The sequence below is a fragment of the Psychrobacter proteolyticus genome, from assembly GCF_039762275.1.
Taxonomy (GTDB): Bacteria; Pseudomonadota; Gammaproteobacteria; order Pseudomonadales; family Moraxellaceae; genus Psychrobacter; species Psychrobacter proteolyticus_C.
In genome coordinates, this window is sequence record NZ_JBDLOB010000001.1 from 334,740 (window position 1) to 357,592 (window position 22,853).

The window sequence follows — 22,853 nt, forward strand, 5'->3', positions numbered from 1 at the left end:
ATGAACTAGATAAACACTAGAGTCAACAACCAGATAAATACGATGCTAGTCACGCCTTGGATACCAGTGGCCATTGAATGAGCTTTGTACGCTTGTGCCACGCTCATACGACTAAACTGGCTAACAATCCAAAAGAAGCTGTCATTGGCATGTGAGATGGTCATGGCACCAGCACCAATTGCCATCACGCAGAACACGCGTCCAAGTTCGCTGTCTAGGCCAATCTGGCTCAATAGTGGGGCAACCATAGCAGAAGTCGTAACCAATGCGACTGTGGTTGAGCCTTGTGCTGTTTTTAGCGCAGCAGAAACGATAAATGGCATGAAGATACCTAAACCCAAAGCAGATAGCGTCGAACCTAGGTAATCGCCAATCGGCGTAACTTTTAGCATGGCACCAAACGCGCCACCAGCTCCAGTGATCAATAGGATAGGGGCTGCTACTACCAAACCTTGCGAGATACTGTCGCTGATTTCTTGCGTTTTTTGGCTTGATTTAATCAAGAAAAACGATAAGAACAAACCGATAAGTAACGCAGTCAATGGGTTACCAATAAATATCAGAATTTCCGCTACCATGTTACTGCCAAATGGTGCGCTTGGGAAATTAGCAACCGAAGATAAGCAGATCAATACGATAGGCACGATAATTGGTAAAAACGCCATTGTTGCTGAAGGCAAGTGATTATAATCATCACGAGTTTTCATTCCTTCAGGCATTGCTGCTGGAGCGTCTGCCGCATTGATATTGTCAGGAGTGGCGTTAAGGAAGCGATTAGACCACCACCAGCCAGCCAGTACCGCAACTGCTGTCACGACCACACCGACCATAATAACCAAACCTAAGTTTGACTCTAGGCCTAAGTTACCTGCCGCTGCGATTGGGCCTGGCGTCGGTGGTACAAAGGTGTGGGTAGCGTATAGACCAGTGGCCAAGGCAATACTCATCGCGACACTTGATACATGTAGACGCTCAGCCAAAGACTCTTTTAGAGAGTTCAAGATAATATAGCCAGAGTCACAAAATACAGGTATCGAAACGACTGCACCGACGATAGACATGGTCAAAGTAGGGAAACGTGGCCCCAATACTTTAATAACAGACTCTGCCATTACGATAGCCGCACCCGTTTTTTCAAGGATTAAACCAATAATCGTACCAAATACAATCACAAGACCGATATAGCCCAAGATACCACCGAAACCATCAGAGATCGTTTTGGCGACCGTATTAAGCGGTACTTGATAAAATAGCGCGACCAAAAAAGCGGATAAAATCAACACTAAAAAGGGATGCCACTTTAATTTTGCGGTAGCGAAAATAATAAAAAGAATGGTCAGTACAAGCCAAAATACAATCATCACTGTCTCAATATGGTTTATATCTTAATTGATTACCAATGCAATACAGCCAATTATATCGAGATTAAACACGGTATCTAGCGTGCTAAGTCTACTCTGTGTAGTACTTTCACAGGCTTTTACCATGTCTACATTTAAACGATATCGAACGAACTATCTGCATCACTAACGATACGAAATTTTAAAGGGGCATATTTTATAGCAAATAGACGCCGCTAGGAAATAGATTCGTTAAATAGTTGGCGCTGTTGACAAAAAATTGAGAGAGACTTAATTTTGAAATGAGGGTAATTAGTAAGAAAACGTCGAAGAGATGTGTGGAAATACTTTTATAACTAGCAATTGCTAAGACTTCAAACAAAAAAAACTGGCCATTTATAATGACCAGTTTTTGTCTAAACAATATTTACCTACCTGAGTAATAATTATTTTTAGGATAGGTATTCTAAGAAGTACCGTTATTTATAGTTAGGCAATCTTATCAAAAAAAGCTTTGTTATTGGTAGCAGTTGCAGTATCAAAGCTGACATAAATACCTTGATCATCCAGCGTGGCATACCAATGATCATCATTGCCACTGGTCAGCAGCTGAAAATATTTGTCATTGACTATTCTGCCAACTGTATACACCTCACCTTCGGAGTAGTATGCATTACCTTGGGTACAGATAAGCTTGTCATTGGTATGAATGTTATTATTGTCTTTCATATTCTTGCGCCCTATTAGTATATTAAATAGCAGTAGATTATCAATTCTGCTAATAGTAATAAAGATGATTATATAGGCAGTATCTTGTTGTTTGGTATAGCGTTTTTAAGGTAGTTGTTGCATTTAGTTACTGCAACATTGCACAGATAACACCGCTATCATAGCAATAGATTTTTTGAGAATCCTAAGCTGTTTAGGAATATATAAAATCCTAATTTATCGAGATAAAAGAGTGCAAGTTAGTGATATAAATAATCTAAATACATAAACTCTAATGTCAAAAATGACGCACGTAAAAAAGCCAGCAACCTAAGTTGCTGGCTTTTTGCAGACTGAGTCTAACTACATAGAAGATTACTCTTCAGAATAGTCTTCTTCAGCAGCTTCTTCGTCAGCTGAATCTTCGTTGTTACCATCTTCAGAAAGAATAGTAACTAAGATGCTAGCAGTAACGTCATGGTGTAGCTGAATATCAACATTGTATTCGCCAACTTGACGTAGAGTGCCTTCAGGTAGCTTGATTTCAGCACGGTCTACTTCTAGACCTGAGTTAGTCAATGCTTCAGCGATATCGCGAGTACCGATAGAGCCGAATAGCTTGCCTTCGTCACCTGATTTAGCACGCATGATAACATTAACGTCAGTCAATGCATCAGCACGCTCTTGAGCAACAGCGATCTCTTTTGCTTCTTCAGCTTCAAGTTCAGCACGACGTGCTTCGAACTTTTCAATGTTAGCTTTAGTAGCAGGTAGTGCTTTGCCCTGAGGGATAAGAAAGTTACGTCCGTAACCTGGTTTTACATCGACAGTTTCACCGAGTTTACCAAGGTTGACGATACGCTGTAACAAAATAATTTGCATGAGTCATTCCTAGTTAGCGGTTAACCTTGATGGTTATCAGTGTATGGAAGTAGCGATAAGTAACGAGCTTGCTTGATAGCAGTCGCTAATTGACGCTGATATTTAGTAGATGTACCAGTAATACGGCTTGGTACGATTTTACCATTATCACTAATGTACTGTTTTAGCAATTCAACATCTTTATAGTCGATGTGAGTGATGCCTTCAGCAGTGAAACGGCAGAATTTGCGACGGCGATAGAAACGTGCCATGAGTATTCTCCTTTAATTAGTCTTCACTGTTGTCGTTGTCGTCATTATCGTTTTCACGATTGTCTGGACGACGAGTAGTTGCTTTGCGTGCGCGTTTTTCATCGGCATTCTTGGCTAACTGCGACTCTTCAGTGACAGCTTCGTCACGGCGCATAACTAGACTACGAATGATCGCGTCGTTATAACGGAATAATTCTTCAAGTTCAGCTAAAGTTTCACCGTCAGTTTCAATGTTGAAAAGAACGTAATGAGCTTTGTGAATCTTGTTGATTGGATAAGCCAGTTGACGACGGCCCCAATCTTCTAGACGATGGATAACACCGTTGTTGTCTTGAACTAACTTGATGTAGCGCTCAACCATGCCGACCACTTGGTCGCTTTGGTCTGGGTGTACAAGTAACACCAGTTCGTAATGTCGCATTATGACTCCTTACGGATTAGTAGCTATTAACCCTATGTTAATAGCAAGGAGATTTATAAGGTAAGCCCAATTCTAGTCATATTTTATAAAAAACAATCAAGAATAAGCTTAGTTTATAAAGCGCCGTATTATAACAGTACTCGGCAACTAACACAAAGGTTAATCACCAAGCTACTGCCAATAAAATATAAAAAGAGGCTAAATAAGCTGTGCTAAATAAAAAAGCCGCGATAGTACGCAGCTTTTTTAATTATAACGAGCTATAAAACCAATAACCAAACCAAAATACTGTTATTCAGATTTTGACTTTTTTACCAGTTGGCTACTGTCTGCTTTTACCACTAAGGTTTTGGCAAGTTTGTCATGCCAACCAATATTTTCAGGGCTTTTAGATGCCATGTAATAATGGATAGCAATAATCACAAAGCCTAAAAAACTGGTAAACGAAAACAGTAAGTTATAGATAATAAACAATAATAACGTACGTGTACCAATCAATTTAATAAACGAAGGTAGACGATGCGTGGTTTGATCCACGACACGAATACCAGTGATTAGCTTGCCTAGCGATTGACCGCGCATGGTAATAAATACCAATTGTAAGGCAAATAGACCGAAGACCATCACTTGTGACATCATCAATGTGCTACTAGGAAGACTTTCCATCAGCGTCATTGAGTATTGATAAGCGGCATCCATATCTTGAATGTTTTGGAACTTAGTATAGTCCACATCCATCTTAGTCAATGCCATTACTAGCGGCAGTATAGCCAATATATAAAGCAAGCCATTCAATGCAGTCGCCAATACGCGTGACATAATCGGCGCAAGTACCACGTTGCCGACGACTTTGTCATTGTCTGCAACAGCCTTTTTGAGAGTAGACTTGTTTAATGAGACATTGTTGTGCGGCGTTTGATGACGATTGGTCGTCATGTCGGCTTTCACGTTTTTAGGACGTTCAGGCTTGCCATATAATCTATCTAACGATACTGACTTATCATCTTTCGCTTTATTGGTATCTTCAGGGAAGACGGTCACGTTATTGATGATAGAGTCATTTACTTCAGGCGTATTAGCACCGGTCGGGCGATAAACCGTTTGGTTATTGGTAAGATCACCTACGCGCTGCCACTGAGCTAAGCCTTCATGCCACATCAAATCATCAAGCAATACTTCACCAGATGCCAGCATGATATTCAGCTGCTCCAACTGATATGGGCCAGCTTGTACGTTATTTCGAGCAAGGAAAATCTGCATAATTGCCTGCATAGTTAGTCATGTCTTAGGACATTATATTAGGGTCTATTTGAAAAAATCAAATAGACCCTAATAGTGGTATCTTTAATGACTGTGTGAATGACCGCTGTGACTAAACGTAGCGGTTTACTTCGCTTCTTCACCAGCTAAGAAGAACCAAGTATCTAGTACTGAGTCTGGGTTCAATGACACTGAGCTAATACCTTGCTCCATCAACCAGAACGCTAGATCTGGATGGTCTGATGGACCTTGACCACAGATGCCGACGTATTTGTTTTGCTTACGGCAAGCTTCGATAGCCATAGACAATAGCTTCTTAACAGCAGGATCACGCTCATCAAATAAATGCGAGACGATACCTGAGTCACGGTCAAGACCAAGCGTTAACTGAGTCAAATCGTTAGAACCGATTGAGAAACCATCAAAGTACTCTAGGAACTCTTCTGCTAATAGGGCGTTGGTTGGTAGCTCACACATCATGATGACGCGTAGACCGTTTTCGCCACGTTTTAGACCATTTTTCTCAAGTAACTCGATGACTTCTTTGGCTTCACCAACAGTACGTACGAATGGAATCATGATCTCAACGTTGGTCAAGCCCATGTCATCACGTACACGTTTTAGTGCTTTACACTCAAGCTCAAAACAGTCACGGAAATTATCAGACACATAACGGCTAGCACCGCGGAAACCAAGCATTGGGTTCTCTTCTGATGGCTCGTATAATTTACCACCAAGCAGGTTAGCGTATTCGTTTGATTTGAAATCTGACATACGAACGATCACTGGCTGATCCATGAAGGCAACAGCTAGGGTTGAGATACCTTCGACCAATTTATCAACATAAAAGTCAACAGGTGATGCATAGCCTGCGATACGCTCTTGGATTGCTTGTGCAATTTCACGTGGCAAACTGTTCATGTTTAGCAACGCTTTTGGATGGACACCAATCATACGGTTGATGATGAACTCTAAACGTGCAAGACCAATACCTTCGTTTGGCATTTGGGTAAATGAGAATGCGCGATCTGGGTTACCAACGTTCATCATGACTTTAAATGCTAGCTCTGGCATAGATTCAACAGAGTTAGTCTGTACTTCAAAATCAATCTGGCTTTCATAAATGAAACCAGTGTCACCTTCAGCACAAGAAGCAGTCACATCTTGACCATCGACCAATAGCTCAGTTGCGTTACCACAACCAACGATAGCTGGCACACCTAGCTCACGCGCGATAATAGCAGCGTGACAGGTACGACCACCACGGTTGGTGATGATAGCAGAAGCACGCTTCATAACTGGTTCCCAATCCGGATCAGTCATGTCTGATACGAGTACGTCGCCCTCTTCTACTTTGTCCATCTCGTTTAGGTTGCTAACGATACGCACTTTACCTGAACCGATACGCTGACCGATTGAACGACCTTCACACAATACTTTTGCGCCAGTCGTGTCGATGACATAACGTTCCATCACGTTGCTGTCTTGACGGCTCTTAACAGTCTCAGGACGTGCTTGAACGATAAAGATTTCGTTAGTATCGCCGTCTTTTGCCCACTCGATATCCATCGCTTGGCCATAATGCTGCTCGATCGTTACCGCTTGCTTGGCAAGTGAGGTTAGCTCTTCAGTAGATAAAGAGAACTGCATGCGATCTTGTTTTTCAACATCAACGGTTTTAACTGATTTAGCGGTGCTGCCTTCATCACCATAAACCATTTTCTTATGCTTGCTACCTAGGTTACGACGGATAACTGACGGCTTACCATTGGCTAGCAATTTCTTAGAGATGTAGAACTCATCTGGGTTAACCGCACCCTGTACAACCATCTCACCTAAGCCATAGCTTGAGGTGATGAATACCACTTGATCAAAGCCACTTTCGGTATCTAGCGTGAACATAACACCAGCAGCACCAGTCTCTGAACGTACCATACGCTGTACGGCAGCAGATAGTGCAACACCTTCGTGCTCAAAACCTTTGTGTACACGGTAAGAGATTGCACGGTCGTTATATAGAGAGGCAAATACTTCTTTAATAGCAATCAGGACGTTATCAATACCGCGAATGTTCAAGAAGGTTTCTTGTTGACCGGCAAATGACGCATCTGGCAAATCTTCAGCAGTGGCAGAAGAACGTACAGCAACAGCGATATCTTCGCCGCCACTCATGGTTTCAAATGATTGACGTACTTCTTGCTCAAGATCTTTTGGCAGTTCTTGTTCAATAATCCAAGTACGAATCTTCTTACCAGTAGCCGCAAGCTTATTAACATCATTTACGTCTAGTGTTTTTAGCTCGCTGTTGATTTTGTCAAGCAAGCCCGTTTCAGTCAAAAAGCGGTTGAATGCATTTGAAGTGGTGGCAAAGCCGCCTGGAACACTAACGCCTAAATCAGAAAGATGGCTGATCATTTCGCCAAGCGAAGCGTTCTTACCACCAACCATTTCGATGTCGTCTTTTCCTAGCTGATCAAGATTGATTACAAGTGCTGTAGATTGCGCTGCCATGATAACTCCAGAAAATAAGGTTATTTAGTAAAGATTATAACGGTGAATTATACCGCCATATTAGGACAATTTCGAGGGTTTTCACCAAAAAACTTGTTAAAAATATACAAATTGTGGGGTTTGCTACATAAATTGGGTCCAGTCCCATCAGGTTTCGTATTTACTCGGATGAAAAATATCATTGTTAGTGACGATGTTATGCGCTTATAAAAGCCAATTACTGCATAAAATAGATGAATTCAAATAAGCCACATTCAGAGTATTTCCATAATTTATGTTTCAATCTTATGTATCTGTATAAAAAAAGCATAATAGAAGAAGCATAAAAAACGCCTTAATGAGAAGTGAATTAACTATGACGACAAGTTGAAAGACAATGTTGGTGCTAAGTGTACGCCTGTAACATTGATTTCTATTAAGAGGCTAATATGCGTATAATGTAGCGCATAGATAGTTGATGCACATTGCATGATAAATGTGCGGTATAGGTGCTGAAAAAGGCTCGTTTTAAGAAGGCAGTTATAAAGCCTAGTTATACGAGTTATAAAGGTAACTATAAAAAGCCAAGTAAAAGTCACGCTGTCAGATGGTCAAAGCAATACTATTAATAGTCAATAACTGCTAAACGTTTGCTAAGTCTGAATTATTACTAAGATCTATACCAAAAACTAAATGAAGGTCACTATTGAGTTTTCAACCGAGGTGTCAACGATATGTACTCAAGCAATCCATCTGAACAAGTTAAGTCCACTATCCAAAATCGCCACGCGCTAAACTTGGACAGCTCACAAGCCATTAGAACAGCGTTTTTTATCTCAGATGGCACAGCGATTACAGCTGAGACACTTGGACGTGCTATTTTGAGTCAGTTTGCCTCAGTTCCTTTTGAGACAAGAGTATTGCCATACGTCGATAGCTTAGAGCGTGCAGAAGATGCGGTTGAACAAATCAATATGGCGTATCAGCGCGATGGTTCATTGCCATTGGTGTTTGATACGATCGTCAATCCTGAGATTCGCGAAAAAATTAACTCGGCACACAGCTGTAACTTAGATATGTATGAAGGTCTGATTGGCCGTGTTGCAGAAGAGACTGGTGTAGAGCCAGATGGTCATTCAGGCCATGCACATGATGATGTCGACTCTGAAACCTATAAAGAGCGGATCGATGCAGTGCATTTTGCTTTAGACAATGATGATGGCGCGCGTACTCGTCACTATAATGCAGCCGATATTATTTTGGTGGGTGTGTCGCGCTCTGGTAAGACGCCGACTTCTTTATACTTAGCATTACAATTCGGTATTCGAGCGGCTAACTATCCTTTGACTGAAGATGATTTGTACGACAATCAGTTGCCGAAAGCATTACGTGAGCACAAAGACAAACTATTTGGTTTGCTTATTGATACTGATCGCTTAGTAAAAATCCGTCAAGAGCGCCGTGCAGGCAGCCGTTATTCTAGCTATCAGCAATGCCAGCAAGAGCAGCGCGCGATTCAGGGTATCTATATCACGCATGGTATCCCAAGCTTAGATGTATCAGAGATGTCTGTTGAGGAAATTGCCACACGTATTTTGCAGATGACAGGTCTCAAACGCCGTATCGGGTAGTGAATATCAGCTTAAACAGTATCTGTTCAATCGGTATCAATAAGTGTTCAGGCAGCTTTAATAAATGCGCAAAAAACACTAATTAACATACATCATTTCATCCTAGATAATTATCGTATAGAGAATATTATGATTTCAGCCTATCAATCTATAAAGCCATCGTTGTTGCTGGCAGGTTTAATCAGTGCCGCGACTTTACTGAGTGCTTGTCAAACATCACCATTTGCAAAGGATCCAGTGCCTGAACCGCGCTATATTCCAAGTATCGTATTGGGAGAAGCACAGACATTGACCGTTATGCCAAACCGTGTGGCTTGTGCTTCAGAATTGCCAATGCAATGCCTACTTGCTAAATCTAAAGACGGTAGCGTATTCCAGATTCCTTATGACTGGATCGACGATTTCAAACCAGCCCTTGGTACAGAGTACATTATTAGCGCCCGCCCGCAGATTGATGAAGGGCAACAGAGTGCTACTGGTCATTGGACATTGCAAAACATATTGTCACAACGTATGGTGGGCATGCCTTAGTAGGGCGGTATTCATTTATCTACATGATACAAACTCATCGACATATTGATTCATTTATATCTCAAACATTTACTCGATAAATAAATATAAAGAGGACATCATGGTAAGTAAAAGTGCAAGCGACGAGACCAACGATACTGGTAAAGATATTCATACCGAAGTATCAAATAAATCTAGCGGACACGTGCCAAGCCCTGAACATACCGAAGGTAAAAACAAAAAAGAAAAGATAGAGCAGACCCACGAGCAAGTGACTGATGATGTCATGCATCATCCCGACCTAGTGAATCCGCTCGATGACACACGAATCGATATTAAATCTGGTTTTACCAAAGACTCTCGCCGTCTAAAAAGTGACGACCATGAGTATGAGTATGATGCCGTTGTTTTAGGGGCGGGTCCTGCTGGTGAAGCCGCTGCTATGAAATTGACTAAATCTGGTAAAAGAGTGGTCGTCGTCGATCCGCGTGATCAAGTAGGCGGTAACTCTACTCACGTCGGTACAATTCCAAGTAAAGCATTGCGCCAATCTGTATTTAACTTGATTAACTTCCGCCGTGATCCAATGTTTACCAAGGCGATGGAATATAAGCAAGTACCGTTAAATGAAGTACTTGCCAAAGCGCGTCAAGTTATTCGTCGTCAAGTCAGTACCCATACACGTTTTTATGAGCGCAACCGTATCGAAGTTATTCAAGGTTGGGCAAGTTTTATTGACGCACATACGCTACGTATTGAAGTCGATGAAAATGTTTATGAAACCATCACTTTCAATAAAGCCATCATTACTGTCGGTAGTCGTCCTTACCGTCCTGAGATTTTAGACTTTAACCATCCACGCGTTTTTGACTCTGACAAAATCTTGCAAATGGATTATGTGGTTAAAAAAATCATCATTTATGGTGCAGGGGTTATTGGCTGTGAGTATGCATCTATCTTTACTGGACTTGGCTACAAAGTTGATCTAATCAATAACCAAGATCAGTTGCTTAACTACTTAGACAGCGAAATCAGTGATGCCATCGCGCATGACTTTAGACAGTTCGGTGTGCTTATCCGTAGTAACGAAGAGATTGATCATCTTGAGACTCATGATGATTATGTGGTCTTACACTTAAAGAGTGGTAAGCGCATCAAATCTGACGCCATTCTTTGGTCAAATGGTCGCTCAGGTAATACAGAAGGCTTGAACTTAGAAGCCATTGGGCTAAAAGCAAATGGCCGTGGTCAGCTAAAAGTAGATGACACTTACTGTACGGACGTCGATAATATCTATGCGGCGGGCGACGTAATCGGCTGGCCATCACTAGCCTCTGCTGCCTATGACCAAGGCCGTTGTGCTGCCGCATTTATGGTTGGTGATAGTGATGCTGAGCCAGTATCTAGTGTACCGACTGGTATTTATACGATTCCTGAGATCTCTTGTATCGGTAAGACAGAGCAAGAGCTCACGGATGAAAAAGTTCCATATGAAGTGGGTCAGGCGTTCTTTAAACATCTGGCACGTGCCCAAATTATCGGTGAACGTTCGGGCGTATTAAAAATATTGTTCCATCGTGATACGTTAGAAATTCTAGGTATCCATTGCTACGGTAACCACGCTTCAGAGATTATTCATATCGGTCAAGCAGTGATGAAGTGCAAGAGTAACAATACGCTTGAATACTTTGTAAATACGACTTTCAACTATCCCACGATGGCAGAAGCATACCGTGTGGCAGCATTGAATGGTTTGAACCGAGTGTTTTAGACCACCGCTATTTATATCGTATAAATAAAAAGAGCGCCCACTATTATTAGCAGGCGCTTTTTTTATGCTCATAGGTTTCATTAATTTGAAGGTTTACAAGTAGGCTCTTGGTTGCGGAATACGCTTGCGTAAAAATAGCAATAAAACAAAATAGAGCAACCACAAGCCAGCCAACGCATAAAATCCTATAGCGACTTGAGAGACACTGGCACCCATTTGGTTAAGCTGCACAGAGGTGTTAATTGCAGGCGTAGTCGGTACGAGCCAACGTATTACTTGTAATACTTGAGGCAATTGGTCTGCTGGCCAAGGGTAGCCGCTCAAGAAGAATATCGGTAAGGAGATAAAAATTAAGATCTGCATACTGCGCTCACGTTGCCGGAACCATAATCCGAGCACGCAGCCGAGCGTTGCGACTGTCGGACAAAATAGTGCCAAAAACAGCAGCGTACCAAGCATGTTTTGTCCGCGTGGATAATGATGTAGCTCAAACGCCCACCCGTAGTAAAAGCAGCCAACGATAAAGCTAAGCGAGCTCAAAGCTCCAATACGTCCTAGCCAGCCACGTATACTGGTACTATGACGGCGCTGCTCATACCATGTGCCAATCAGCATCGCAGTCGCCATTAAAAGTGTCTGCTGTAAAATAATAACAGAGACAGCAGGTACGACATAAGCACCATAGCCTTCAGTTTGGTTATACAGTGGCATAATCCGTAGTGGTACGGCTTGCGTATTCTGTGCTGCGGTAGATGCATAAGCGCCTCTCGCAATGCTTTTCTTTACCTTGATGCCTGCGGATACTGTACCCACTGCTTGAGAGAATCCCAATTGGACGTTTTTATTTAAAATAAAATAACCGCCATTACCCAGTACGCTGACATGCGCTTGCTCTCCGGACTGAACCTGTTCTTCAAGACCAGCTGGGATCACCATATAGCCTGCAATTTGATCTGACCATATGGCTTCTTTGGCAGCCTGCTCATTGATAAATCGTTCAGTGTCTAGGTATGGGCTAGCACTCGCATAGCGAACGAGAGTACGCGATAAGTTGCTGTTGTCATGATCAATGATACCTACTGGCACATGATTGACTACCTCAGACGAGTAGGGCCAAGGATAGAAAAACCCATAGATGATAGGGGCAATAATCAACATCAAAAGTACGCCTTTATCGCCAAAAACGTCTTTGAAAGTTTGGATAAAACTGCTCCAAAAACTTTGTGATGCTGGCGTGATCGTTGATGTAGCTTTTGAGTGTGTATTATTTGATGGTGCAGACATTAGCGTGCTCCCCAACGTTCAGGATGCGCCAATGCGCGTTTGGTTAATAGTGCCGCAAGTATTAGCGCTATTATGGCTGCAAGCATGAGACCATAGACGATAGGTAGCGATATGGCGATCGGTGCTTGCATTTGTAACTGTGCAATATGGAGCTTTAAATAATGCGTTAGCGGCAGGGCATTTGACCAATATTGCGCACTGTCACTAATCGCAATATATGGAAAAGTAACACCGGCAAAGGCGTAAGAAGGTGCTGAAATAAATCCAGTAGTCGATAGACCCATACGTAATGAAAAAGAATTCAAAGTAAAAATAGCACCTAGCCAAAACGACAATACCATTAGGCACAGAAACCCAGCATAGACTGCCATGAGAGACATGATGTTGATATTCTGATTGGACGTTGCCAGCCACAATATCAACGCTGACCACAAGCTATATGCCAGTATTGGCCAAAAGTATTTACCTAATAAGCCAAATACTAAAACTGATAAGCTGACCGAATGGGGCATTTTTGCATTCAATGATGCTTTGTTATCGCTGCTATCTTGTTTGGTTGATAGCGAAGATGACGTTTTTGAAGCTCTGGATAACGTTAAATGAGGCTTTCCTGTATCAATAAAACGGTACCAGCGACCGATATTCTTATCACGTAACTCGCGGCCAATTGTGGTTGCGCCAATGACCATTGCCAATATATGTAACAAGGCAGGTATGACGGTCGAAGCCAAAAACTGCTGATAATTGGTCGCAGCATTGAACAAGCTAATACGCTGCACACTGATAGGCGCGTAAGCCGTCATCGCTTGTGATGGCGCTACGCCTTGTTTGACCAAACGTTTGATCTCTACACCTGCGGATAATGTGCTAGCGACCGCTTGGACACCTGCCTGAATAATACCAGAGTGCGTACCGTACTGTGCATTAACTTGTAGAGTCAACGGAGCAGGCTGGCTCGATAATATATTACGAGAAAAGTCCTCTGGGATAATGACGACAGCGTAAATATCGCGCTGTAAAATCGCAGCCTCTGCATCCGCTTGGGAGTAATACAGTTGTCTGACTGTTAAAGTAGGACTGGCCTCTAAGTAACGGACGGCAGTATTGGCAACAGCGCTATTGTCTTGATCGATAACTCCGATAGGCAAATCAGTAATTTGAGTCTGTGAGAATATCCACCATATTAGCAGCACCGTTGCCAGTGGTATCCATACCACCATGCTAAAGTCCCAATGATTTTTTGCCAAAAAACGGCGCTCGTAGGCTGCACTGCGTAAAAAAGCCTCACTTAACTTAGTCAAGTGCATGGCTTACTCTTGGTTCTGATTGACAGGAGTAGGGTTGATACGTACGACTACACTCATACCTGAGCGGATACGGGCATCGGGCTTAGAGGGTCGTGCTTTCACCTCAAAAGTACGCACATCAAAACCATCGTCGTTATTGGTCGGACGCCAAGTGGCAAAGTCTGATAAGGTCGATGTCGCATAGACGGTAAACTGTTTTGTATAAGGCTTATCCACTGATGACAGCGCTGGGATAGTACCGGTAAATGTCTGACCAATAGCGAATTGATTTAAATAAGACTCAGTGACGTTAAGTACTACCCATTGGTCATTGGTATCCACCAACGTCAGGAGCGGAACCCCTTGCCCGATGACTTCTCCAGCACTCACAATGACATTATCAACGATACCAGCGATAGGACTTCTTAGGTTCGCTTCCTCTTTTGCTACTAGCGCTTCATCGAGCTTTGCATCGACCTGTGCGACTTGTGCAATGGCCGCTGACTTATCTTCAGTACGTGCGCCTTCTAACGCCAGATCATACTGCAAGCGGGCTGCTTCGGTTTGGTCTTGAGTAGCGAGATATTGCGCATACGCCTCATCGCGCTTTTGTCGCGCCATCAGTCCTTCTTCGTAAAGGCGATTGACACGCTGATAGGTATTTTCTGCCAAGTCAGACGCGGCTTTATTGGCTTGCCAAGCAGCTTTTGCTTGGGCGATTTCTTGCGGGCGCGCACCATTTTCTGCTTTGTCTAATTGGCTTTGCGCGATTTGCTTACCAGCACGTGCTTGATTAATCTTGGCATTAATCTCAGGCGAATCCATCTCAACCAGTTGCTGACCTGTTGTTACCGTATCACCCTCTGTTACCATAATTTGGGCAATACGCCCTGGCACTTTTGCAGCGATCGACGTTTGCTGCATCTGCATTTGCCCTTGTAGCGTAATAACTTCTGGCTCGCTATGCGCGTTACTTTTGTATAAGCCGTACGCAATCGTACCAAGGACAATCAGTATGAGTAGTGCAAGTAATGCTTTTTTTATACGCGCAGATTTGTCAGTTTTAGAGGCGTCACGATTATAAGCAGGTGTCGGTTGCTCTGGTTCAATATCAGACACGTCTTCTACAGGATCGACTGAATTTTGTGTATCTTGAGAGGTCACTGACTCGGTTGCATCAGCTGATTTATTTGAGTCGTCTGATTCGCGTGGTAATTCTGTCATGACAATGAGATTCCTAAAGCAACAAAGTTGAAAATAAAGGGTTTATTACTAGTACACTCGAAACGCATAAGGTTTGGCGTTGTCTATAGTTTCAGAATTAAAAATAGCACCAAGAGCGACGATAAATGCTGAATAATAGAGCCATAGCATAATGACCACAGCAGCTGAAAGCGCGCCAAACTCAGCACTATAGTTATTAAAATTTTGCACATAAATTGAAAACAAGATGGACAATATAATCCATAAAACCGTTGCCAATGCAGCGCCTGGCATTAATTTTTTGAGGGCGACGGCATCACGATTTGGGGCTAGACGATAAAGGCCCAAAAAGCTTAAGAATATGATACCTGTCAATATGGGCCACCTGCTCCAAAGCGCAATCGTCTTTGCTATCTGAGGGAAAGGGAAGTAGGCGGCTCCCAAGGGAATAATCGCGATAGAGGAGACCGCGATAATTAATACGACTACTGCTGCAAAGGTCAAACCAACTGCGCGAATCGTGCTTTGTACAAAACTGCGCTCCTGCGTAATATGAAATGCAAGGTTGATAAGAATAATTAAGGACTTAATACCTTTAGAGCCCGCATAAAGTGCGAGCAAGGACGATATAAGCAGGCTGAAAGTCAGGGCAGACGTAGTCGTAGAAACCAACTCGCTCAGACGGGAGTTGAGCACTTCATATACTGTATCAGGTATAAATTGACTCAAAAGCGCGATTTGCTCTTGCATCTCGGCAGGAGAAAATGCAAGACCATAAAGCAGGACAAACACAGCCATCACTGGAAAAATTGATAAGAATCCAAAGAAACCTACACTTGCGCAATGCGCCCAAACATTAGAGTTGTTGGCAATACGCCACGTTTCTAGTAACGTCTGTAGCCAGTTTTTTATCGATTTAGAGGTCAATTTTTTCATAAAAGCAGCTGTTCGTAATAGGGTTGGTAATAGTATTTTTGATGTCGGCTTTATAGTAATACAAAGCGTTTATCAGCACGACTTATGGTTTCTCACGTTACGTCATTGCTCAGTATATAAAGTAGGCAATTGAATGTCAGCGGCATTGAGATAAGCATTAAAAGCAAGTGGCGTACCACAGCTTTGCATAAGGGCAGCCAGTGACTGTACATAGTCATTAGCAGCTTGTGCTTGCTCGGTACGTGCCTTAAGTGATTGCGTTTGTGCTTGCACTACATCAACCGTGGTATTTACACCTTCTTGTAATCCTAAGCGACGTAGTCGTAATACTTCTGCTGCCAAATCAACATTACTTTGCAATGCCTGATAGCGTGATTGAGCATTATTGACATCGTGCCAGTTTTTTTCTACCAGTAGCAATAAATTGTCACTGACTTCAATCTCAGAGAGATCGGCCTGACGTATTTTGGCACTACTGGATGCTAATGATGCGGCTTTATCGAGTCCACCCCATAGCTTCCAACTGGCAGATATACCAGCGACCCAGCTTGGATCTTTCTCTACCTGACCATAACCGTATAGTAATACCGTAGGTTTGTAGCCTGTATCTGATAGCGCATGCAACTGCTGAGCCTGTGCCCGTTTGGCTGCAACTTTTTGCAGTCCAGGATGGTTATTTAGCGCCAAGTCCTGAAAGTAGCTCACATCTGGTAAAGGGCGACTAGAGACAAACAAGGGCGTGGTTGGTTTAATACGGTAGTCGGTACGTAGTAGACGTTGTAGCGCAATCATGGCTAGGCGCGCGTCATTATTGGCATTGACGGATTCACTCTTGGCATCCGCAAGCGCAGACTGTGCTTCTAGTCTATCGACACGTGAGATAAAACCTTCTTCAAACAGACGCTCGGCCATATGGTCGGTCTGCTGCAATGTATCGTAAGCGTCTTCTCGTAAGTAAGCAGCGATAATCGCTAACTGTGCCTTAAAATAACGCTCAATTAACGTATTATAAAGCTCATTTTTATCCAGTACACTATCAGCCATCGCTTCTTGCGTACGTGCATCCGAGGCGCCAGTCAATGCGTCTGTGCGCCCAGCAGTATAAATAGGCCAAACGACACCAAGACCTGCGCCCGACGTAGAGCCTGAGCGCTTGAGGTTATAGGAGTCGGGAATACGCTCACCGACCAGCTCACCAAAGTCTGGTAGGTCTGCTGTAGGAGGGACTATGTTATCTACGCCATTGTTTACTTCGTTGACGATACCACTTCTGAGAGAAGATAAATCTACATCCTCGTCTAAGTGATAGGCACTGGCGGATACTCGAGCAAATACGAGCGGATTGTCGATAGTTCTTAGCGCGTCAGTTTGGTATTCGCTAGCGGCAATCGCTGCTTGATTGGCAGCGATTTTAGGTGATACTCGTACCAGAAGCTTCTGCGCTTGCTCTAAGCTCAAAAAGCTTGAGACGTCTAGTGCGTAGCTGTTATCGACTGTTTTATGTGTAATTGGGTCAACAAGCGTAGACAATGCCTGCGACTCAGCGTTTTGAGGGTTTGGTACTGTATGAAAAGGCGCTATAGCTGGTTTATCATTATCAGTTGGACTATCAGCATCTATGATTTGTGTCACAGCCACGGGTGTAACATCATCTGACACTTCTATACTGTCAGCGTCAGTGCTCGCGTAAGTCATGACAGGCACGCTCATGACTGCAACTGTCATCATAGCAGTCGGTAGCGCTGATAAAATGAATTTCATAAGTCACATAAGCCATTAATTAGAATGTAAGGTATTATAAAATAAGGAACAGCACCGATAGGTTTCATTGCTCAGGATATAAAGTTGCTGAACTATTATAGACTATTTGCCAGCTAGCGAAAAAATGATGCTTAAATAAATCATTCATATTCTAATATAAAAATACGGCTATATTAAAAGCGCTAACAAGCGGTCATTCGTCATAAGAGGTACACTGTAGAGCCACAATGGTGACGGGTCAATGCTCAGTATTTTGCCGTTTTCTATTGTGTGACCAGTAGCGGTATGATAGAGGATTGATTTAATTTTTAAATATCTGTTTATAAGTAACAACATAGCCAACAAGACGTTTTAAATTCGCGCAATTTATTTTTAGTTAGATTTTGTTTTTAATCTCATTATGAAAACATTTAGGTAGTAATTAATAAAATAAAAAATGCTCAATAAGTAGCAGTCAATGAATAGTCACTAAATGGCTATCAAATAGAATAAATAACATTAGTAGAGGGTGTGTCATGGCAGGGTATATTTTAGCGTTGGATCAAGGGACCACATCGAGTCGAGCGATATTGTACGATGATCATGCGCGTCCTATCAAAATGGTACAACAGCCAACGACGCTGCAAACACCCAGAGCTGGATTCGTTGAACAAGATGCACAGCAGATTTGGCAAACTCAGATTAGCTGTGCACACGATGTTATTAATCGGGCAGGACTGCTTGCCACCGATGTTACCAGTATCGCGATTACCAATCAGCGTGAGTCGATTGTGATATGGGATAAGCAAACTGGTAAGCCACTGGCTCCCGCCATCATTTGGCAGGACAGGCGCACCGCAAATTACTGTAAGACGCTTGCTGCTGAAAGCGCTAACAATAGTATGAATGACCCTGTGCATCAGGACATTGATAGCGTCAACATGGCAAATGAAGTTCAGCGTATTACAGGTCTGCGTTTAGACCCATATTTTAGTGCCAGTAAGATTGCTTGGTTACTCGAAACCAATCCGAAGCTGAGTGTACGAGCCAGCAGAGGTGAGATAGCGGTCGGCACGATTGACAGTTGGCTGATTTATAAGCTCACAGGCGGGGAGCATGTCATCGATGTGACCAATGCTTCTCGTACATTGTTGTTCGATATCCATAAGCTGGCATGGTCAGAGACACTTTGTGACCGTTTTGCTATACCTATGCATATATTGCCTAAAGTACTATCGTCCGACGGCGATTTTGGCAAAACCAAAAAAGGTCTGTTTGCAAAGCAAATACCCATTCAAGCAGTATTGGGTGATCAGCAAGCAGCGCTCTTTGGGCAAGGTTGCCTTGATGCAGGCATGGCCAAAAACACTTACGGTACAGGCTGTTTTATGCTGATGAATATTGGCCAACAGCCAAAATTGAGTGAGCATAAGCTACTAACCACCATCGCATGGCAACGTAAAACGTCACCAATTCGTCCAGACAATTTGTCATTTGACCAAATCGTACAATCAGGCAAACGCATGCTACAACCGCCTAAAAAGGAAGTCACTTATGCTCTAGAGGGCAGTGTCTTTATGGCGGGGGCTATTGTTCAATGGCTGCGTGATAATTTGGGTATGATTCAGCAGAGTAGTGATATCGAAAAACTAGCTCGCCAAGTGGACAGTAGCGAAGATGTTGTTCTATTACCAGCATTTACTGGACTGGGCGCGCCTTACTGGCGTTCGGATATTAGCGCTAGCATCACTGGTATGAGCCGCGGCACTACTAAGGCACATATTGCCCGCGCTGCATTGGAGGCTGTGGCTTATCAAACCTATGATGTGCTTATCGCTATGCAAAAGGACAGCCCTCATCCTTTGACTGAGCTGAGAGTAGATGGCGGCGCTGCAAATAATGATTTACTCATGCAATTTCAGGCAGATTTGTTAGGTGTTCCGGTATTACGTCCTAGAGATACAGAGATTACGGCTAAGGGCGCAGCACTCCTCGCAGGTCTGAAAACTGGGCTATATGACGAATCGACCATGAAAGCTTCATGGCAGGTAGATCGTGTGTTTGAACCAAGTATGTCGGCTGATGCTCGTGAGCGACATCTTGTTAAATGGCAACAGGCTATCAAAAGGTCTCTGATGCCGTTATAGGATTGATTTATTTAGTAAATTTATTATAGCTGTATATTTACAATTACTCAAAGTATGAGGCTGCCCTACACAAATGTGATAAAGATACAGGCTGTAACGCAAGATAATCGCAATACGGACACATTTTACAAAATCGGCCTATCTGTCTTTACCTATAAATTTTTATACTTCAATTGGATTTAGTAAGACCGCTAATAATTAGCAAATAAATAATTCAATAAATAATAAATAATTTAAGGACAATACTATGAGTAACCATGATGCTATCGATCGCAGTGAAGTAAAACATATGTCAAAAGAGACAAAAGAAGATTTAAACGCAGACATTATTACCGGTGAGCCAGGTTCGCATCCAGTAGGTACAGGTATTGGCGGTGTAGGCGGTGCAGCAGCAGGTGCAGCTATTGGCACAATGGCAGGTCCATTAGGTACGCTAATTGGTGGTGCTATTGGTGCTATCGTTGGCGGCGGCGCAGGTCATGCAGCAGCTGAAGCCATTGACCCAACTCACGAAGAAGCGTACTGGCGTGCAGAGTATGCAAATGCAGATTATCATAGAGAAGAATACGATTTCGACCGTGATTTGCATCCAGCATATGCAGTTGGTTATGCGAACCGGGCTCGTTATCCAGTAGATGCTCGTTTTGAAGATCATGAAGCAGATTTAGAGCGTTCATGGCATGAAGTAAAAGGTGAGTCTCGCATGGAATGGAACGAAGCGCGTCAAGCATCACGTGATGCATGGAACCGCGTATCATAAGAGAATTTAGGCAACTAGTAGAGCGGTTAGGCAGACAGTTCACCTAGTAATTAGCTAGTATTAAGGGTTGCTATACTATTACTTAAAATAGATTAATTGTATGTCTAGTTCTATTAGTAAATCTACTTATCAACATTTATGCTATTTTAAAACTTCCAAGGTTTAACTTTGGGAGTTTTTTTAGGCATAAAATTTGCAGCGTATACACATACGTGAATATTATGTACTATAATAATGAGAGCGATGGGGAATATATGAGTAATAACACTGAAGGTCATAAACAGTTTTATATCGCAACGGCAAACTTGCTGAACTTTGCGAACCCTAATCGAACTTATTATGAAAATGCACCAGCTTATAACGATAAAGCCTATGAACATAAGCTGCGAGGTCTTACAGATTTATTGGCTAAAGCGCATGCTGACATTATCGCAGTACAAGAGGTTTGGGATAGTGATGCATTAGAAGCACTAGCTGTTTCATTAGGTTTCAAGCCCGAGCATGCGGTCATTCCACTTGCAAGTAATGATAACGCCAGTATATATACCAAAGGCATGGGTGCACAGAATACACCTGCTGTCGGTATTATCAGCAGATTTGAGCAGTTAGAAACCAGTCTGCTAGAAAATATAGCACCAAAAGCCATTATTGATGTACCTGATATCGGTCCTTATCAACGCTTCAACCGTCCTCCATTAATGTTACGTGTTGACGCGTACGGCCAGCCCATTACAGTTATTACAGCGCATTTAAAAAGCAAACGTGCTTTTTTCTTACGTGACGAAAATGGTGACCTATTAGAAGACATGGACGATCCAAATATTCGAGTTCGCGCCAAGCTTCGTAGTTTATGTATGCGCGCGGCAGAAGCGGCCTCTATCCGTATGTCTATCATAGAGCGATTGCAACATACCCGTGAACCATTGATTCTATTGGGCGATATGAATGATATTACAGGTAGTGTGACTACTCAGTTGATGACAGAAACTGGGGAAGTCAATTACGATAAAAGTATGCGTGATGTCGCACTTTTTGATGCTGCTCGTATTCAAGCACGATATGGCTGGATGAAGGATGTTGCCTATACCCATATATATCAAGGCATGCCAGAAGTTATCGACCAGTTATTTGTCTCAGAAGAGTTTTTGCCTGATAGTAAGTTTTCGCTCGGTTATGTCGAACGAGTTGATTATTTTAATGATCATTTGAAGTGGGACTATGCCGATAGAGTCACTGATCATGGTATTATAAGGGCGAAAATAAAACTCAATGATTAACTTTATAAAATTAGACGGTTAGCTCTATTAAATTGCTGATCGTAGTATTATTTTTTAACCTATTCATGTCCCTTGCTTGATAATGTGCAAGCGTTTATGATGCCTCTGCATTGAACATAGTAGTGACCATACAGGCTTTATATTTTAGCCAACAGTCAACCATCCTTTATTTAAGGATAAATACTATTCAATGAAGATTATATTTATAAAATAGGGCGCAACATTAAGAGATTCACAATGAGTGATAATAAAGACGAAAAGATTGAAGATGTGTTGGTAGATTCGGAATTGGCAAAAAAGCTTGTACCTAATAAGTTTAAGTTTACTAGCCAACAAGGCCGTGCACGTCGCCAAAAACTATTGGCTGGTGCCAAAAAATTGAGCGAAACGCATGCTATTAACGATATTACGTTAGCAGCTGTGTGTGAAGAAGCGGGCATACCAAGAGCTTCTGCTTACCATTTTTTCCCTAATATTGAAGCAATATTTTTAGCATTGCGTTTTTTGAATGCGATTGAAATATTAGAGATGGTAGAGACGGTCGATATTGGTAACTATGATAGATGGCAAGGGTATTTAACGGCGCTTATCGATCATTGTATTACGATATTCCATAACGATGAGACAAAAGCCAAGCTTATCTATGACACCAATACACCTGATTTTGAAGGTGACAGTTTTGGTGAAGATATGGATCATCAAATTGTTGATCTGGTCTATAAGCGTTTGTCAGAGCGTTATGAGATGCCAAACTTCCATGATATCCAAGATACCTTGTTGATTGCTTATAGTATCGTAAATGCTATCTTTACGTTGTCTTATCGCCGTCATCAGAGTATCACTGAAGAGTATATCCAAGAAGCAAATACAGCATTTATTGCTTATTTACGTTGTTACCTACCAGAAAAATTGCCACGTAAAAACCGATAATTGAGCTTACTTTGAACATAAAAAAG

19 protein-coding genes are annotated in these 22,853 nt (G+C 42.4%); 7 read left to right on the forward strand and 12 right to left on the reverse strand.

From position 1 onward, the window contains the following. Positions 1–5: 5 nt before the first annotated feature. From ABFV72_RS01350 to ppsA, 7 genes are all read right to left on the reverse strand, one after another. The gene (locus tag ABFV72_RS01350) at positions 6–1,361 is read right to left on the reverse strand and encodes a GntP family permease (protein WP_347161989.1); all 1,356 of its coding nucleotides are present in this window, start codon (positions 1,359–1,361) and stop codon (positions 6–8) included. Between the two features lie 468 nt (positions 1,362–1,829). Continuing rightward, on the reverse strand, positions 1,830–2,069 hold the full coding sequence (locus ABFV72_RS01355; protein ID WP_057759376.1) for a hypothetical protein: 240 nt from the start codon (positions 2,067–2,069) through the stop codon (positions 1,830–1,832). Positions 2,070–2,423: 354 nt separating this feature from the next. Next, a complete protein-coding gene (gene rplI / locus ABFV72_RS01360; protein WP_057759378.1) occupies positions 2,424–2,930 on the reverse strand; it encodes a 50S ribosomal protein L9 in 507 nt (168 codons plus the stop codon). A gap of 20 nt (positions 2,931–2,950) precedes the next feature. Then, positions 2,951–3,181, reverse strand: a complete 231-nt coding sequence (rpsR, locus tag ABFV72_RS01365; protein ID WP_010198808.1) for a 30S ribosomal protein S18 — start codon at positions 3,179–3,181, stop codon at positions 2,951–2,953. 16 nt (positions 3,182–3,197) lie between these two features. Beyond that, positions 3,198–3,602 (reverse strand): 30S ribosomal protein S6, encoded by a 405-nt coding sequence (gene rpsF, locus ABFV72_RS01370; RefSeq protein ID WP_101205443.1) that lies wholly within the window; start codon positions 3,600–3,602, stop codon positions 3,198–3,200. A 291-nt stretch (positions 3,603–3,893) separates the two neighbouring features. Beyond that, on the reverse strand, positions 3,894–4,874 hold the full coding sequence (locus tag ABFV72_RS01375; RefSeq protein WP_134292466.1) for an RDD family protein: 981 nt from the start codon (positions 4,872–4,874) through the stop codon (positions 3,894–3,896). A 114-nt stretch (positions 4,875–4,988) separates the two neighbouring features. Then, positions 4,989–7,373 carry a phosphoenolpyruvate synthase gene (ppsA, locus tag ABFV72_RS01380; RefSeq protein ID WP_165597165.1) on the reverse strand — a complete coding sequence of 795 codons (2,385 nt, stop codon included), beginning with the start codon at positions 7,371–7,373 and terminating at the stop codon, positions 4,989–4,991. A gap of 713 nt (positions 7,374–8,086) precedes the next feature. On the opposite strand from ppsA, the gene ppsR reads away from it, so the two are divergent. The 3 genes from ppsR to sthA all read left to right on the forward strand — a co-directional run bounded on the left by ppsR (position 8,087) and on the right by sthA (position 11,264). Next, positions 8,087–8,983: a posphoenolpyruvate synthetase regulatory kinase/phosphorylase PpsR gene (gene ppsR, locus ABFV72_RS01385; RefSeq protein ID WP_101205440.1), complete on the forward strand. Its 897-nt coding sequence runs from the start codon at positions 8,087–8,089 to the stop codon at positions 8,981–8,983. Between the two features lie 129 nt (positions 8,984–9,112). After that, positions 9,113–9,514 carry a DUF4377 domain-containing protein gene (locus ABFV72_RS01390; protein ID WP_347161993.1) on the forward strand — a complete coding sequence of 134 codons (402 nt, stop codon included), beginning with the start codon at positions 9,113–9,115 and terminating at the stop codon, positions 9,512–9,514. A gap of 100 nt (positions 9,515–9,614) precedes the next feature. Next, complete coding sequence (sthA, locus tag ABFV72_RS01395; protein ID WP_057759390.1) at positions 9,615–11,264, forward strand: Si-specific NAD(P)(+) transhydrogenase; 1,650 nt, start codon at positions 9,615–9,617, stop codon at positions 11,262–11,264. A gap of 93 nt (positions 11,265–11,357) precedes the next feature. On the opposite strand, the gene ABFV72_RS01400 is transcribed toward sthA, so the two are convergent. From ABFV72_RS01400 to ABFV72_RS01420, 5 genes are all read right to left on the reverse strand, one after another. Continuing rightward, a complete protein-coding gene (locus tag ABFV72_RS01400; RefSeq protein WP_347161995.1) occupies positions 11,358–12,548 on the reverse strand; it encodes an ABC transporter permease in 1,191 nt (396 codons plus the stop codon). Then, positions 12,548–13,855 carry an ABC transporter permease gene (locus ABFV72_RS01405; protein WP_347161997.1) on the reverse strand — a complete coding sequence of 436 codons (1,308 nt, stop codon included), beginning with the start codon at positions 13,853–13,855 and terminating at the stop codon, positions 12,548–12,550. The genes ABFV72_RS01400 and ABFV72_RS01405 overlap by 1 nt, the downstream gene beginning before the upstream one ends. 3 nt (positions 13,856–13,858) lie before the next feature. Next, positions 13,859–15,058, reverse strand: coding sequence for an HlyD family secretion protein (locus ABFV72_RS01410; RefSeq protein WP_347161999.1), 1,200 nt, complete (start codon positions 15,056–15,058; stop codon positions 13,859–13,861). Positions 15,059–15,106: 48 nt separating this feature from the next. Then, the gene (locus ABFV72_RS01415; RefSeq protein ID WP_160020943.1) at positions 15,107–15,973 is read right to left on the reverse strand and encodes a YihY/virulence factor BrkB family protein; all 867 of its coding nucleotides are present in this window, start codon (positions 15,971–15,973) and stop codon (positions 15,107–15,109) included. A gap of 102 nt (positions 15,974–16,075) precedes the next feature. Beyond that, positions 16,076–17,734, reverse strand: a complete 1,659-nt coding sequence (locus ABFV72_RS01420; RefSeq protein WP_347162001.1) for a TolC family protein — start codon at positions 17,732–17,734, stop codon at positions 16,076–16,078. A 515-nt stretch (positions 17,735–18,249) separates the two neighbouring features. Here ABFV72_RS01420 and glpK point away from each other — a divergent pair. From glpK to ABFV72_RS01440, 4 genes are all read left to right on the forward strand, one after another. Next, complete coding sequence (gene glpK, locus ABFV72_RS01425) at positions 18,250–19,860, forward strand: glycerol kinase GlpK (RefSeq protein ID WP_347162003.1); 1,611 nt, start codon at positions 18,250–18,252, stop codon at positions 19,858–19,860. A 247-nt stretch (positions 19,861–20,107) separates the two neighbouring features. Then, on the forward strand, positions 20,108–20,620 hold the full coding sequence (locus ABFV72_RS01430; protein WP_057759401.1) for a hypothetical protein: 513 nt from the start codon (positions 20,108–20,110) through the stop codon (positions 20,618–20,620). 254 nt (positions 20,621–20,874) lie between these two features. Continuing rightward, a complete protein-coding gene (locus tag ABFV72_RS01435) occupies positions 20,875–21,897 on the forward strand; it encodes an endonuclease/exonuclease/phosphatase family protein (RefSeq protein WP_347162005.1) in 1,023 nt (340 codons plus the stop codon). 237 nt (positions 21,898–22,134) lie between these two features. After that, the gene (locus tag ABFV72_RS01440) at positions 22,135–22,827 is read left to right on the forward strand and encodes a TetR/AcrR family transcriptional regulator (RefSeq protein ID WP_101205430.1); all 693 of its coding nucleotides are present in this window, start codon (positions 22,135–22,137) and stop codon (positions 22,825–22,827) included. Positions 22,828–22,853 lie beyond the last annotated feature (26 nt).